Annotated in this window: 13 protein-coding genes and 1 riboswitch; of the genes, 5 read left to right on the forward strand and 8 right to left on the reverse strand. The window is 66.4% G+C overall.

Annotated features, from left to right (window positions below):
• Positions 1 to 502 (reverse strand): hypothetical protein (locus VKT51_00245; GenBank protein HLJ82585.1); only part of this gene is annotated, 502 nt, incomplete at its 3' end.
• 66 nt (positions 503 to 568) lie between these two features.
• Between VKT51_00245 and VKT51_00250 the strand changes: the two genes are divergently transcribed.
• Entirely contained in the window at positions 569 to 859 is a 291-nt protein-coding gene (locus VKT51_00250) for a hypothetical protein (GenBank protein ID HLJ82586.1), read from the forward strand.
• Complete coding sequence (locus VKT51_00255) at positions 856 to 1,302, forward strand: hypothetical protein (GenBank protein ID HLJ82587.1); 447 nt, start codon at positions 856 to 858, stop codon at positions 1,300 to 1,302. The genes VKT51_00250 and VKT51_00255 overlap by 4 nt, the downstream gene beginning before the upstream one ends.
• Positions 1,303 to 1,395: 93 nt before the next feature.
• On the opposite strand, the gene VKT51_00260 is transcribed toward VKT51_00255, so the two are convergent.
• The 4 genes from VKT51_00260 to VKT51_00275 are packed head-to-tail and all read right to left on the reverse strand — an operon-like array spanning position 1,396 to position 5,943.
• Positions 1,396 to 2,295 (reverse strand): helical backbone metal receptor, encoded by a 900-nt coding sequence (locus tag VKT51_00260; protein HLJ82588.1) that lies wholly within the window; start codon positions 2,293 to 2,295, stop codon positions 1,396 to 1,398.
• Positions 2,295 to 4,193 carry a TonB-dependent receptor gene (locus VKT51_00265; GenBank protein ID HLJ82589.1) on the reverse strand — a complete coding sequence of 633 codons (1,899 nt, stop codon included), beginning with the start codon at positions 4,191 to 4,193 and terminating at the stop codon, positions 2,295 to 2,297. Before VKT51_00265 ends, VKT51_00260 begins: the two co-directional genes overlap by 1 nt.
• Entirely contained in the window at positions 4,190 to 4,945 is a 756-nt protein-coding gene (locus tag VKT51_00270) for an ABC transporter ATP-binding protein (protein HLJ82590.1), read from the reverse strand. Before VKT51_00270 ends, VKT51_00265 begins: the two co-directional genes overlap by 4 nt.
• The gene (locus tag VKT51_00275; GenBank protein HLJ82591.1) at positions 4,942 to 5,943 is read right to left on the reverse strand and encodes an iron ABC transporter permease; all 1,002 of its coding nucleotides are present in this window, start codon (positions 5,941 to 5,943) and stop codon (positions 4,942 to 4,944) included. Before VKT51_00275 ends, VKT51_00270 begins: the two co-directional genes overlap by 4 nt.
• 45 nt (positions 5,944 to 5,988) lie before the next feature.
• Positions 5,989 to 6,156, reverse strand: a riboswitch (cobalamin riboswitch).
• A gap of 51 nt (positions 6,157 to 6,207) precedes the next feature.
• Between VKT51_00275 and VKT51_00280 the strand changes: the two genes are divergently transcribed.
• From VKT51_00280 to VKT51_00290, 3 genes are read left to right on the forward strand one after another with little or no spacing between them, the layout of a single operon-like run.
• Positions 6,208 to 7,071 (forward strand): FAD binding domain-containing protein, encoded by an 864-nt coding sequence (locus VKT51_00280; GenBank protein HLJ82592.1) that lies wholly within the window; start codon positions 6,208 to 6,210, stop codon positions 7,069 to 7,071.
• Positions 7,068 to 7,592 carry a (2Fe-2S)-binding protein gene (locus VKT51_00285; protein HLJ82593.1) on the forward strand — a complete coding sequence of 175 codons (525 nt, stop codon included), beginning with the start codon at positions 7,068 to 7,070 and terminating at the stop codon, positions 7,590 to 7,592. The genes VKT51_00280 and VKT51_00285 overlap by 4 nt, the downstream gene beginning before the upstream one ends.
• Positions 7,589 to 9,859, forward strand: a complete 2,271-nt coding sequence (locus VKT51_00290; protein ID HLJ82594.1) for a xanthine dehydrogenase family protein molybdopterin-binding subunit — start codon at positions 7,589 to 7,591, stop codon at positions 9,857 to 9,859. Before VKT51_00285 ends, VKT51_00290 begins: the two co-directional genes overlap by 4 nt.
• Before the next feature lie 55 nt (positions 9,860 to 9,914).
• Here VKT51_00290 and VKT51_00295 read toward each other — a convergent pair whose 3' ends face one another.
• Genes VKT51_00295 through VKT51_00305 form a run of 3 tightly spaced genes read right to left on the reverse strand, consistent with a single transcriptional unit; the run spans position 9,915 to position 14,512 of the window.
• On the reverse strand, positions 9,915 to 10,799 hold the full coding sequence (locus VKT51_00295) for an energy transducer TonB (GenBank protein ID HLJ82595.1): 885 nt from the start codon (positions 10,797 to 10,799) through the stop codon (positions 9,915 to 9,917).
• On the reverse strand, positions 10,786 to 12,870 hold the full coding sequence (locus VKT51_00300; GenBank protein HLJ82596.1) for a hypothetical protein: 2,085 nt from the start codon (positions 12,868 to 12,870) through the stop codon (positions 10,786 to 10,788). The genes VKT51_00295 and VKT51_00300 overlap by 14 nt, the downstream gene beginning before the upstream one ends.
• Complete coding sequence (locus VKT51_00305) at positions 12,860 to 14,512, reverse strand: PD-(D/E)XK nuclease family protein (protein ID HLJ82597.1); 1,653 nt, start codon at positions 14,510 to 14,512, stop codon at positions 12,860 to 12,862. The genes VKT51_00300 and VKT51_00305 overlap by 11 nt, the downstream gene beginning before the upstream one ends.
• Positions 14,513 to 14,558: the final 46 nt, after the last annotated feature.

Raw genomic sequence — 14,558 nt, forward strand, 5'->3', positions numbered from 1 at the left:
TACCGCACGATACGACGATCGCGATGCTGCCTTCTTGCATGCCGTCGATCAGGCGATACCCGACGTGCGTCGAGAGTCGCGGCCCGATCGCCGTTCCGAGAACCGCGCCGCCGATTATGCCGATCACGAAGAAGAACAACACGTCGGCGACGACCGAGAATTCGGGCGCCACGTGTGCGATCTGGCCGATAGGCGACAGCCCAAGTGCGATGCCCGCGATGATCCCGACGAAAGCACCCCAGAGCGCGCCGCGATCCGCGCGCGCGCGCTGCGCGACCGGGCCTTCAAGTCCCGGCGCACCGGCAAGCGGATCATCGGGTTTGCGATCGGCGCTGATCGCTAGACGCGCGGCGAGCGAACGCGCGCGCGCATCATCCTGAGCGCAGAGACTCAGACAGGTAGGGTCGATGCCCGTTGCGGTCAGCGCCGCAACGATGCGCTCGGCGGCGGACTCATCCGTCGCGAGACCGGCAACCGTCGCACGCCCCAACGGCAGGTCCATCTGTTACCGCACCTAACCTCTATAGTACGAGCCGCGATCGTTGCCAACCGGTCCGGACCGCACATCATGAACGATCGCCCCGGCGTGCTCGTCGGAAAGTCCGTCACGATTCGCGCGGGCGGACCCGAACCCGAGTACTTCACGGCCGTGCATCGCCGATTCGCCGGAAAGACGGGCCGCGTCCATGCCGTGGTTCCAGCCGAACCGCGCGAGAACCCGCTCATCAAAGTCGGCTTCGACGACGGCTCTAAGATCGCGTTCTTCCGCCTCTCGGACCTCATCGTCGACCGCGAAGCCGAATCGGCCGCTCCGGTGAAACACGGAAAGCGCGGCAGTCATCTACCCGGCGGTTCGTGACCGCCGAAATCAAATCGTATCCGGTCGCAAGCGCGCAGGCATTTTGCGCATCGCGCGAGAGTGCTGATGCTCGAAGACTTTATGGCGCACCGTTCGTCACCGCTCCATCGATCCACGCGCTTGCCGCGACGGATGTCGGAACAGCCGACGCCGGCCGGCCTGCGGAGTCGATCGTCGGAGCACTTGTATATACACTTTGCGGCGGGGTCGCAGAAATCGAATCAATCGCGATCGATGCTGCTCATCCTGATGCCGGCGACGCGCTCGTCCGGCGCTTCGAGGAAGCGGCGTCATACAACAATTGTCACAAGCTCGTGGCTCGGGTCAAGCAGGCCGGCGCGGAGCAGACGCTGCTCGAACGTCTTCGTTTTCGGGTGACAGCCGTTCTCGAGCGCCACTTCTTCCAAGCGCATTTCGTGGACATGGTGAAATGGATCGCATGATCGCTACGCTCTGAAGGGGCCGACACGATCTGAAGGGGCCGACGCTAGTCGGCCCGGCTTACGAATGCGAGGGCCGACGCTAGTCGGCCCGGCTTACGAATGCGAGGGCCGACGAGCGTCGGCCCCTTCATTATACGAACGATTATACGAACGATGCGCTAAGGCGGTGTGAAGCCACGCAAGCCCGTCGACGATGCGCGGTCCGTTGCGTTCCATGATGTCGTCGGACGGCGGCCGGAGCACTGCGCCGTCGCGCACCGCTCGTAACGCTCGCCACGGCATCTGCGCTTGGACATCTTTGTCGAACGGCGTGTCGGCCGCCACGACGATGATGTCGGGATCGGCGCGCACGATCGCCTCGGCGTTGAGATCCGGATACGGCTCGCCGCTCGAAGCCGCGACGTTCTCTCCTCCTGCCGCCTCGATCATATCGCCCAAGAACGAATGCCGGCCGGCCGCAAACCCCGGCAGCCCAAGAAGATAGAGCACGCGCGGCCGCCGCTTTGCGCGTGCTGCGTCTGCGATCGCCGCTATCCTCCGGTCGAGGGACCTTGCGAGCGCAGCCGCTTGCGTCGTCCGGCTGCACGCGCGCCCTACGCCTTCTATATCCGCGTTGAGATCGCCGAGATCACGGTTCGGCAGATACAAGACTGGAATTCCGAGTTGCCGTGCGATCGGCGACCCTTCCAGCTCCTGGTCGTGCAACGCGACGACGGTGGTGGGCTTCAGCGCCGCGACAAGCTCGAGATTCGCCGTTCGCGTGTCCGCCACGTGCGGCAAGGTGCGCGATGCGGCGGGGTAGTCGTCGAACACGGTGTCGGCCACGAGGCGGTTCCCGCAGCCGATCGCAAACGCGATCTCCGTGAGGGAGGGAGCAAGCGAGATGATGCGCGGACCGGTGCTTGGGGACACACGTGTCTTGGTATGCGGAGCACACGACGCGAGCACCGTGCACAGCGAGCACATGGCAAGACAGAGCGCCAGTGCCCGCATTACGGTTGCGCCGCCGTCAGACGGACACTGAACGTCGTGCCCAGCACCGGATATCCGTAGGTATCCTGCACTCGCTCGCCCGTGAGATTATCGGCGCGAAGCGTAAGGCCGAGGCCCCGACCGATCGGCCGTTCGATGAATGCGCCGACGCTCGCGTATCCAGGAAGCACGATCGTGTTGGTCTCGTTCGCATAGCGGCGGCCGGTGAACGAAATGTTCAGTCCTGTCGAACCCGATCGCAGATCTCGTTCGATGTCGGCAGAACCGGTCGCGGTCGGCCGATACAAGAGCCTGATGTTGGGCGCACCGCCGAGATCCGCCGCGCGCGGATAATCCGTGTATCCAAATCGGACGTGCCAATCATCGGCAGCCTGCAGTGCGACGGCGCCGTTCAAACCGCGCACGCTTGCCCGGCTGACGTTTATCGGCAGAAACGTGATCGGGTCGAAGACGATAAGGTTGTTCGTGTCCGCGCCGAACCACGTGAGGCTATAGCTGCCGCCGTCATTCGAAGCGCTTAACCCAGCGTCGAACGTCGCCGCGTACTCGGGCTGGAGCGCGGGGTTTCCCGCAAACGGGAAGTATCGGTCATCCAGATCCGGCGTGCGAAACGCCCGAGCGTAGTTCGCGCGCAGGGTCAGCGCGCCGGAAAGTTTCTCCAAGATTCCCACCGACGGCACGCCCGTATGCTTCGTCCCTTGCGGCCGTTCTTCGCGCAGTCCGACGCTTGCCGAGAACGGCGAATTCGCCGCGTGCATATCATCGGCCGCGAAGATGGCTGTCGTGGAGTCCGACGCGGGCACGGACGGCTGCCCGACGCCGGAACCGAAATACGCGCGATCGCCGTGCGAGTCATATCCGAACGTCACGATCTGACTTGCACTCGCCTGCATCGAATCGGATAACGCAAATCCTCGCGATACCGCATCGTCGAGCGCGTCATACGGGAACGGCAGATCCGGATCGCCGATGTGTTGGCGCCGTCCGTCGGCGAAAAGCTGCAGCGTCCAGGCGCTGCGGCCCGCGGGCGCCTCAAGCGTGAGGTCGCTGCGCTCGTAGATCCGCTGCTGCCGCGCAAGCGGTGTGGACTGGAACGATAGATCGCCGGGAATGCCGATCGATTGCGCGTCGTCGCTCAGATGCAGCCTGGTCGATACGCTTCCGGCATCGTGCGTCAACGCAACCGATTCGTCTTGCAGATCGGCGTCGGAATTCGATCGCGTTCCAGCCGGCAGCGACCCGAAGGCGGGATAGTCGAATTCGTCGCGCGCGTGCGTGCTGCGCGCGTCAAACGCGTAGGCGATCGACCGCGCATCGCCGCCCGACGCGTCGATGCCCTGATCAACTCTGCCTTCGAATCCCGCTTGTCCGAAGGCGCTTGCCGCCGGCGAAGAAGGGCGCTGCGTGATGATGTTGATGACGCCGCCGATCGCGCTCGAACCGTAAAGCGTCGAGGCGCCGCCTTCGACGATCTCGATGCGGCTGATTCCAGCCACGGGCAGCGACGAGAAATCCACTTGGCCCGTATCGGGATCGTTGATCGGGCGGCCATCCACGAGCACGAGCGTCTGGGTCGACGAAGCGCCGCGTAGAAATACCGACTGCAGCGAGCCGGCGGTCCCCGCGTCTTTGACGGTGATGCCAGGGACAAAGCGCAGCGCATCGGCGACGGAACTCACGCCGAGCCTGTCGAGGTCCTTCGCGTCGAGCACCCACGTCTCGCGCGACGTCGCACCGATCGTCCCCGGATGCCGCTGCGCCGTGACGACAACGGTATCGAGCGGCTTCGACCGCGGCGATGCGCTCGGTGACGGCGACGGCGCCGGCGACGCGCTCGCTTGCGCGGCGCAGAACCAGACGAAAAGCGTGCAGAGCAAGACGGCGATCGATCGGCTCATGTTCGGCTCCTTACATCTGAGGATGGCGTGCACAACAGAAAACCCCATACCGGATGACGGTGGACGCTCACTTCGACGTCGTAGGCACGCGAAAGGATTTCCGGTGTCAAAACAGATTCAGGCGTTCCAGCGATCAAAGTGCCGCCGGCGAGGATGCAGACGATGTCGCCGAAGCGAGCGGCGAGTGAAAGGTCGTGCACGGCGGCTGCGACAGCGACGCCGTCAGCCGTCAACGCGCGCAGTGTGTTCAGCACGTCGATCTGATAGCGCAGATCGAGATGCGACGTCGGCTCGTCGACGAGCAGCGCACCGACCTTCGTCGCGAGCGCGGCGGCGATCCACGCGCGCTGAACCTCGCCGGCGCTCATCTCGCCGATGGCATCGCTCGCGCGGTCGGTCAATCCGGTCCGCGCGAGCGCCGCGTCGACAGCATCATCTTCTTCGATCGAGGGTGCAAACCGGTACCACGGCCGCCGAAGCGCGAGACCGTATCCGGCGAGATCTCGCGGTGTGACGTCCGGCGGCGGCGCGGCTTGGGAGCCGATGAGCAGCGTCGCCGCATCGCGATGCACGGTACCGGACGTCGGTCTTTGAATGCCGGCGAGCGCTCGCAAGAGACTCGATTTGCCGGATCCGTTCGGGCCGACGAGGACGACGAGTTTCCCCGCCGTCAAGTCGAGATCGACGTCATCGAAAACGAGCCGCTCGCCGTAGCGCACGCCGAGCGACCGGCCGGCCACCACGACGCTCATATCTCCACCGGCCGGCGCGCGACGATCAGAAAGAAAGGCACGCCGGCAAACGCGAGCACCACGCCGAGCGGTACCTCTGCCGGCGCGGCGATCGTGCGCGCGAGCGCGTCGGCGAGCAGCACGATGCACGCGCCGCCTGCTGCGCACGCCGGCAGCAAGCGGCGCGCGTCGCCGCCGACAAGGCGGCGCATCGTGTGGGGAACCATGAGCCCGACGAATCCGACGACGCCGCTCACCGCCACGCATGCGGCGGTTATGAGCGCCGCAATGGCAAGGACGCGTAACCGCGCCGCATCGACGTTCAGCCCGAAGCCTGCGGCGGCGACCGTCCCTAACCGGAGCGCATTGAGATCGCGCAACGCAAAAACCGATGCCGCAAATCCCACGGCGAGATAGATGGCGACCCAGCTCAGCTCGGGCCAGCCCCGACCGCCGATCCCGCCGGCGAGCCAGCCAATCACCGATCGTCCGCCCGCTTCCCCGGCTGCGAGGAGCACGAGCGTCACGATCGCTGCGCATAGCGCGGAGATGGCCACCCCGGCTAGCACGAGCCGCAGATTGCCGTCCGCGCCGCCGCTCGCGCCGACGAAGGCGACGACTATCGCGCATGCGATGCCGCCCGCGAACGCATAGGCTGGAATCATCGCGAAGGACGCGGAGAGCGAGAGGGCGGCGACCGCGGCGAGCGCCGCGCCGGCCGACACGCCGCTGATGTACGGGTCGACGAGCGCATTGCGGAAGAGCATCTGCAACATCGCGCCTGCGACTCCGAGCCCGGCGCCGACACATATGCCGATCAGAACGCGCGGTAATCTGATCTCCCACACGATCGTCGCAGCGAGGTCCGTGCGGCCCGGGTGCAGCAACGCGCCGATGACTTGCGCCGGATCGAGCGCCACCGGACCGTAGAACAGTCCGGCCGCAGCAAGGCCGAGCGCGAAAAGCGCAAGCGCAAAGAGACGAAATGGGTAGTTGGCGCCGATGCGCCGCGAAGTCATGCTGCCTGAGCTCCGTCTCTCTCTCGCGAAGAGGCCGTGCCTATTCGTTGACTAGGAGTCCGAGACAGGTCTCCTGACTTCCGGATCATGGCCGTAGTGCCGGCGCCTTCCCATCGCAAGGACAGTGGCGCTGTCGGCGGCTCCCCGGTTACAGTGGCGCGTCCGTGCCGGATTCCCACCGGCTTCCCTGACGCCTCGGACCGTTGACAGCGCCGCTTTTCTCGCGCGCTAGGAGAAATCCCGCTGCGCTGTAATCACCGCGCAATGATCGCGCGCCCGCTCGAGTATTTCGAGCCGCATTTCCTGGAAGAGGCTCTCGTCGTTCTCGACCGCTTTGACGGACGCGCGCGAGCGCTGGCCGGCGGCACGCGACTCGTGCCCGAGCTGCGCACGGGTCTCGGCGACGTCGAGGCACTCGTCAACCTCAAGCGCATTGCTGAACTGCACGCGGTGACGGCGGAAAATGGCACGCTCTCCATCGGCGCGCTCACGACGGCCGCCGGACTTTGCGCCGATGCTGCAGTCCTCAAGGACGCACCGTTGCTCGCCTATGCGGCTTCGACCCTTGGGTCCGTTCAAGTCCGCACGCTTGCGACGCTCGGCGGCAATATCTGCTGCGGCGACCCCGCCTCTGATCTCACGACGGCATTGCTCGCCCTTGACGCGACGTGCTGCGTGGCGTCGCTCGCGTCCGGCGAACGGCGGATCGCGCTGGAAGATCTCCTGGTCCCCGGCGGAGCCGACCTGCGAGCAGGCGAGGTCTTGACGCGCATCCTCGTCCCGATCAGTCGCGCGGTCTTCGCGTATCGCAAGATGGCGACGCGTCGCGGATTCGAAATGGCGCTGGTCGCGGTCGCGGTCGCGCTCGAGCGCGCCGGCACACGCGTCGAGCGCGTTCGGATCGCGCTCGCCGGGGCCGGGCCAACGTGCCTGCGCGCACCGCGCTCCGAACGACGGGCGCTCGACGCGTTGGCGGGTCCTTCCGACCTCGACGCCGTGGCAGCGCTGGCCGCCGATCACGACAGCGCGCCGCAGTCCGACCTTCGTGCAAGCGCGCTCTATCGCAGGCAGCTGATCCGCGTTCTGACACGGCGCTGCCTGGACGACGTGCGGGCGGTGCCCTCATGATGCAATCCATCCACTGTGTCGTCAACGGCGAACCACACGATCTGCTCGTGCATCCGCTTGAGCCGCTGCTCGAGACGTTGCGCGTGCGGCTTCGCATGGCAGGCACAAAGGAAGGCTGCAGCACCGGCTATTGCGGCGCCTGCACGGTGCTGCTCGACGGCAGCCCAGTCAACGCGTGCTTGCTCCTAACGGTCGACGCAGACCGGCACGCGATCACGACGATCGAAGGTCTCGCGCGCGACGGCGTGCTCGCTGCCGTTCAGGCCGCGTTTGTCGCCAATAGCGGATTGCAATGCGGCTACTGCACGCCGGGCATGATCTTGTCCGCCAGTGCGCTGCTTGCGGTGGATCGTGATCCTTCTGAAGCCGCGATCCGCGCCGCAATCGCCGGCAACATCTGCCGCTGCACGGGATATCAGTCGATCGTCGCCTCGGTGCGTGAAGCGGGGCAGAAAATTCGCGCCGCAGGCGACGCGCACGACACGCCGCAGCCGCGTCCGGTGATCAGGAGTCGTGCATGAGCGCGCCCGGATCCGTCATCGGCGCGACATGGCCGCGCGGCGACGGACCCGCAAAGGCGACCGGATCGGCGCGCTACACGGCGGATGTGCCGTTCGACGCAGCGCTCAGCGGTGTCGTGTTGCGCTCGCCGCATGCGTTCGCGCGGATTCGCAGCATTGACATAACCAAAGCGCGCCGGCTTCCGGGAGTGCACGCGATCGCATACGCCGGCAACGTGCCTTCGAAGCCGCTCGATTTCAGCATAAAGGACCAACATCTATTTCCGTCGGACTACGCGCGCTATCTCGGCGAGCCGGTCGCGGCAGTCGCTGCCGAAACCGAAGCGCAGGCACGCGATGCCGCTGCGGCGATCGTCGTGGACTACGATCCGCGCACGCCGGTGCTGACGATCGAACAGGCGCGGGCTCATGGCGCGCCGCTCGTGCACCCGGATTGGCGGTCGTACGAGCGCCGCGAGAGCGCGTACTTGGACGGCAACGTCTGCGGCCACAACCGCATCCGGCGCGGCGACGTCGATGATGCTCTCGCCCGCTCGGCCCACGTGGTGACGTCGGAGTTCTCGTTCTCGGCAGGTCTGCCAGGCTATATCGAACCGCGCTGCGCGGTAGCGCTGGCCGGCGCAGACGGCGCGCTGACGGTCTGGTGCGGGTCGCAGTCACCGTATGGAAATCGCGATGAGCTGGCAGCGTTCTTCGAACTCGATCCGTCAAAAGTCCGCTTCATCAATCAATATGTCGGCGGCGCGTTCGGCGGCAAGATCCTCATGGCACCTGAGTGGTACGCGGCGGCGCTCGCGTTGCAGTGCGATCGTCCGGTGCGGGTCGCGTGGTCGCGTCACGAGGATTGCATGCATGCGTTTCCTCGCGCGGGCGGATCTGCTGCGTTCACGTCGGGAGCCGACGCCGACGGCAGATTGCTCGCGATGCGCGCGTCATTCGTCTTCGATACGGGAGCGTACATCGGCTACGGCTCCGGCTGTGCGCTGATCGCGACCATGTTGGCGTCTGCGCCGTATCGCATCCCAGCGTTGGATTTGGAAGGCACGATCGTCTACACGAACAAGCACATCGCCGGACCGGTGCGCGCGCCCGGCGGTCCCCAAGCCAACTTCGCAAAGGAAATGCATCTGGACGAACTCGCGCAGGCCGTTGGAGTCGACCCGCTCGCATTTCGGCTCATGAATGTCTGGCAAGACGGCGACCTCAGTCCTGCCGGTCAGCGGCTCACATCGGTCAGCGTCCGTGAAACGCTCGAAAAAACCGCCGCCGCGATCGGCTGGGGCGGATCCGCGGACTCGAATCACGGCCGAGGCATCGCCGCCGGCTGGTGGTTTTCGGCGTGCGGCACCTCGCAGGCGCGCGTGCTCGTCAATGCGGATGGCCGCGTGCGAGTCGTTTCCGGAAATCCCGAAATGGGCACGGGCGCAGCGGCGCAGGGGCTGCCGATCATCGCGGCCGATGCGCTCGGGATCGACCCGGCCAGCATCGAGTTCGCGCTCGCCGATACCGGCGATGAAACGCCGGATGACGGCGCTCACGGAAGCATTTCCACGTTCTCCGCAGGCCAAGCGGTCGCGATGGCCGCCGCGGACGCGCGCGACCAGCTGCTCGCGCATGCTGAGTCCATGCTCGAAGCGCGCCGCGAAGATCTCGAACTCCGCGACGGTCGAGTGGTCAATTCGGAAGTGCCGTCGGTCGGCGCGTCCTTCGCTGAATTGGCTCGCGCAGCCGGCGGGTCGATCCAAGGCCAGGGCGCGAGCAGCGGTCTTCCCGATCCGGAGATCGATGAGTCGCTCTTGCAGGGTCATGCGTTTGCAGCGTGGCCGGCGCCGTCGTTCATCGCGACGGCTGCGGAGGTCGAAGTGGACCCGGAAACGGGCGGCGTCCACGTGCTGCATATCGCGACCGCGCAAGACGTGGGTTTTGCGTTCAATCCGGCCGGCGTGAAGGGCCAGATCGAAGGCGGAGCCGTCCAGGCGATGGGTTGGGCGCTCTGCGAGGAATTGAAGTACGAGGATGGCGCTCTGCTCAATCCTGACCTCAAGCACTATCTTCTGCCAACCGCGCTCGACGCGCCGCGCATCACTGCGATCATCGTCGAGCGGCCTTCCGACGCGGGGCCGCGCGGCATGAAAGGCGCCGGTGAACCCCCGGTGACGACGCCGGCGGCGGCGATCGGCAACGCGATACGTGCAGCGTGCGGCACGGTGCCGCACACCGCGCCGATGACGCCTGAACGGATCTGGCGCGCCATCCAAGACCGCTAAAATCTGACCGCTACAATCTTATCGAAGGGGCCGACGTCAGTCGGCCCGGCGAACGTCAGCGGATCAGCGTGTAACTCTGCAGATCGAAGTACACGCCGCGGCAAGGCGTGCCGTCGCATTGCGCCGGCCGGTAGGTGGACTTCTTCGCGCTTTGCACCGCAGCCGCATCGATCTCATCGTTGCGGGAAGAGACGACGATGTCCGCACGCTCGACGCCGGCATTCGCTCCGATGACGACGCGCAGGACGACTGTCCCCTCGATACCATCGCGCGCTGCGTCGTCGGGATACGGCACGATGAATTCGTTCGTCATGACCGGCGCTCTCCGGGCAAGCGGCACAGAGGCGAATGGAGCGGGCGACAGATATCCGAGATTGCGGGCGGAAAGGTCGTCGAGAGCAAGCAGCTGCCCAACCCGACCCGACTCCAGTTCTTCGACCACGACGCCGCCCGAAAGCGACCATGCTCTGACGGACGGATCCGGTTCCGCGATCATCTCACCGCCTGCTTTCGCGATCGCGGCGCCCGCTTCGTCGGCGCTCACGTGCAGCGCTGCGAACTCCGCAGGCTGGACGATCGGCGGGGGCTTGCTGCCCGGAATCGACGCCGGCTCTGCGACCAAGACCTGCCGCACGATCATGTCGTCGTCGGCGAGCACCTCACGATCGAGACCGCCCGCATCAACCCATTGCCATTCGTGGCCGACATCCGTCGTGCGCAAGACGTCCGGAGGACCGATCCATTTCACGACGTCGAGTACCGAGTGCCCGATCACCACGCCGCCGAGCGAGAGAATCTGCGGCGACGGCGATGCAGCCGGCGGCAGCGATGCGGCCTGCGCCGGCGACTGCATCGCGCTGTTCGTCGCGGGCGAAGCCGCCGCGATCAGCAGCGCGGCGCCCAACGATGCGAGCAACGCAGTCACGTCAACCCGCGTCACGGATAAATCTCGCCAAGAGGTCTTCGTCCGCGGCCCAAAACGGCGCTGTTCCGAATCCGGTGATGGTCACCGAGACTGTAGCGCGTGACGCCGCGTAATTGAGCACGCGTCGCTCACCTTCGAGATAGCGCCGCTTCGCGCCGAATTTCGCATAGTACCACGCAAATTTCGCCGCCTGCTTCGGGCCCAGCGCGACGTTTTCGCGCACGACGATGCCGAACGTCCGCGAAAATGCGAGCGACCGCGGTATGTAGACTCGCGGAAACCGCTCGCGCGACACGCCCGCGACGAAGACGTGGGCAAAGCGTGTGCCTTTCACCGCGATCACGCCTTCGCATGCGACAGCTCCTTCCACGCGCGCTGCGAGTTCCGGAGCCACAACCTCATCCTCGATCAGCGCCACGGTCTGAGATAGATTCCGGCACGCGCCGCTCGCCCAGGCCGCCTCGAACGCGCGCACGAGCCGCGACGCGTCCGCCGCCAATCGCGCGGCCATATGCGGCTGCGCCAGGCGCCAGCGCGCGTCGAACCCTGCAGCTGCGATGAGGTAGCGCAGTGCGTCCGGCGGCGCAAGCCTGGCACAGGCGTTCCGCCATGTCGCCATCTGCTCGCGCAGCGCGCTCATGGTCCGCCGTGTCTCCTCGGGCAGCGCGATATCCGCCGCACCGCTCAAGACGTTGTCTGCAAGGCGCGTGACGTTGGCGCTGCCCGCGCCGCCCCGCGCCGGCGGACCTACACCGATCTCGAGCGTCAACTGTCGCTGCGGCGCAGGATCCGAACACAACGCAAACAGCGACGCGTCGCTCAGACCGGCGAGCGGCGATGCGAGAACGCGCAGCAGATGTGCTTGATCGAATGGATCGTCGCAGACGCGGGCGAGCGCGAAAAGGTCGGCGATGTCTGCTGCTGCGGCGAACCGGGCAGAAGGCGGCAGCACCGGCACGCCGCGCTCCGCCAGCAGCGTCGCGTAGGCGGCCGCCGCGTCGTCGTCGCGGGCGAGCACGACTATGTCGTCTGATCGCACGCCGCTTTCGATCAGGTCCAATGTCGCTCGCGCGATGAAGTCGGCTTCTGCGGACTCATCATGAAATCGCCACGCACTCGGGTGGGGCGAAAGAGCGCGAGCGAACGGCGGCTGCACGGCATCCGTCGCCGAGCACGAGCGGCGTCCGCCCAAGTGATCGATGGCCGACGAGTCGCGCCCGGCGACAATCACTTCATCCACGCCCGCGGCGCGCGCGACCGCGAGCATTTCCGGTAACGCCGGCTCGGCGTCTTCCGCATCGTCGACGACCATCGCGGCGACGCCGCGGAACGCACGCCGTGCAGCCGCTTTGTCGGAGGTCAACCACGCGATCCCGGAGTCGATGACGTCCGCCTCGGATTTGACCGCTGCGTGCCGCTCGATGGCGAGGTACTCTTCGTACATCCGCGCGAGCAATATCCCAAGATCGCGCTCAGCGCGGCGCTGCATGCGCAGAACGTCCTCGTCGACGCGAAGCGCCTCGCGCGCACGGCGGCTTGCGCGACGCACGGTCTCCGGATCGGCAAGTCTGACGCGCGCATCTTCGACATCAGCGCCGTAGAACTCGCGCACGCCGCTGTCGCACGAGGCGCGAAACGCCGCGGGCGTGACGCGGTTGCGCCGGAGCCATTCGATGAGCGCTGCGCTTTCATCCAAGAGCGTGTCGACGCGGCGCGCATACGGCACCTCGATGTCGACAGAACCGTCGCGCAGTTCGGGCCAGCGCAGATCGAGCATGCCGCGCGCGGCTTGCGTAACGATCGCGCGGGCGGCCGCTTGTCCTCCCACGATGAAATTCGGGGAGACACCGGAACTCGCCGAATCCGCGCGCATGAGCCGCGCAAGATGTCCGCTCAATGTGCCCACGACGAGCGCCGCCGGAGCATCTCGTTCACCGCAGGCCCGCCGAAACGCCTGACATGACGAACCATGCGAGCAGATGACGAAGACGCTCCCGCGCCGCGCGTGCTCAGTCGCGACCAACGCGAGCGACGCGGTCATCCCCGCGCCCCTGAGCGAATCCAACGGCAGCGTGCTAGCGCGCAAAGATCCGCTCCTGCGGCAGCGGCCGCTCGCGGCAGGCGGCCGCGTACGCGCAGTAGCCGCACGGCGGATCGTCTCCGGGGGCGAAGTGTTCGAGTCCGCGTTGGGTCAGGAGGTCGCAGCGCGCGAGGATGGCCGATAAGGCAGCATCGAGGTCGGCGGTGGAGCAGACAGCAGCTCCCGCGGCCGGCGCAGCCGCAAGGGCCTGATCGTCGACGATATCCAGCGCTAACACGCGAACGCCCGATTCGGGATCTCGCACGGAGACCAGCGCCACCCTGCCCACCTCGGACCCAGTCGCTCGACACATGAAATAGTAGAGCGGCAACTGCGATTCGTCGCCGCTGCGCACGTCGGCGAGATACTCGGCCGCGCTCGACGCGATCCTTCCCGTCTTGTAGTCGTAGATCGTCACCGGTCCGCCGCCGACGGGCTGGTCGATGCGGTCGATATATCCGACGAACTCGTGGCCGCCTGCGCGCAAGCGATGGACGGCTTCGAGCGCCACGATCGTCGCGGGCGACGTCTTCGCTTGCGCGACGAGCCAGTCGACGTAGTGCGGCGCGATCCGGCGCGCCTGCAGTCGGGATACGGCGTGCTCCCAAGGGGTCGCGAATGCGCGGCGCGACTTGAAGAACGCCGCATCGATCTCGTAGAGCAGCGCCTCCAACGTCGCCGGCGCACGGTCTTCCGAGAACTCGGACTCGCGCTGATGAAGCGCTTCGAGCGCTTCGTGCAGCACGCGGCCGTACGTCGCCTGAATCGATCCTTCGTCTGCCACGGCGTCGCAGAGGTATTCGTAGAACCAGCGCCTGTTGCACTTCACAAACGCGTTCAGTCGTGACGCGGAAAAAGTCATCGGCGGCGCCACGACCGGACGATCTATTTCCGCGACCGGCCAAACCCATGGACTCGCGGATTCGACCGACCCAATCGTCGGACGGCCGTCCGTTTGCGGCGGCGCCGCCTCAGCGCTCATAAAGCTCGGTGACGCGATCGGCCACGGAGCCGATGGCGCTGCCGGCCGGAGCAAGGCATCGAGTAGGTTGCGCGCGCGATCGCGCAACGCTACCCGCCGCGCTGCGCTGCGCCATATCGCATCCGCGCCTTCGGCCGCAGCGCAGAGCGCACGCGCTGTCTCGTCGGCCAATGGACCGGGGATGCGAGCCGGGCTGCACGCGCGCATCCCAGCGCGAAGCAAAGATTCCAGCGTCGCGTTTTCGTCTTGAGCCGCACTCCCGATCATGCGCAGCGCAGTCGCGGCTCGCGCCGCGATCTCTCGCTGCGAAACCCCGGGGAAGGCGTCCAGCGCCTGACCGAGCGCCGCGGGGAGTGATTCGCCGCTGCGCAAGCGACGCGCGGCTCGGACATGCGCGATATCGAGGCCGACGTCTGCCGAGGCCAAGAACCTGGTGACGACTTCATCATCGATAGAAATCGCTGCCTCGATGAGGCGCATGAGCACGACAACCGATTCGTCCGCAGCGACGTCGAAGGGCTCGACGCGCTCCTCATCACCGAGCCACGCGCGGGCTGTCAAAAAGACGCGCGCGATCATGCTCGTCGAATCATCGCCTTCTGCGGCCGCGAGCGCGAGCGAGGGCGTATCAACAAACTGGATCTCCGCGGCACTGAATAGCGCCACATAACCGTCAATTCGCGAGGCGTCAAGAAGCAGCGATTCGTGCGCG

This window comes from Candidatus Eremiobacteraceae bacterium, from assembly GCA_035295225.1.
GTDB lineage: Bacteria > Vulcanimicrobiota > Vulcanimicrobiia > Eremiobacterales > Eremiobacteraceae > JABCYQ01.

Bases quoted from the DNA above. Each gene is read 5' to 3' on its own strand.
- VKT51_00260 (HLJ82588.1), bottom strand. From the start codon at position 2,295: ATGCGGGCACTGGCGCTCTGTCTTGCCATGTGCTCGCTGTGCACGGTG.
- VKT51_00250 (HLJ82586.1), top strand. From the start codon at position 569: ATGAACGATCGCCCCGGCGTGCTCGTCGGAAAGTCCGTCACGATTCGC.
- VKT51_00265 (HLJ82589.1), bottom strand. From the start codon at position 4,193: ATGAGCCGATCGATCGCCGTCTTGCTCTGCACGCTTTTCGTCTGGTTC.
- VKT51_00285 (HLJ82593.1), top strand. From the start codon at position 7,068: ATGATGCAATCCATCCACTGTGTCGTCAACGGCGAACCACACGATCTG.
- VKT51_00280 (HLJ82592.1), top strand. From the start codon at position 6,208: ATGATCGCGCGCCCGCTCGAGTATTTCGAGCCGCATTTCCTGGAAGAG.
- VKT51_00275 (HLJ82591.1), bottom strand. From the start codon at position 5,943: ATGACTTCGCGGCGCATCGGCGCCAACTACCCATTTCGTCTCTTTGCG.
- VKT51_00290 (HLJ82594.1), top strand. From the start codon at position 7,589: ATGAGCGCGCCCGGATCCGTCATCGGCGCGACATGGCCGCGCGGCGAC.
- VKT51_00270 (HLJ82590.1), bottom strand. From the start codon at position 4,945: ATGAGCGTCGTGGTGGCCGGCCGGTCGCTCGGCGTGCGCTACGGCGAG.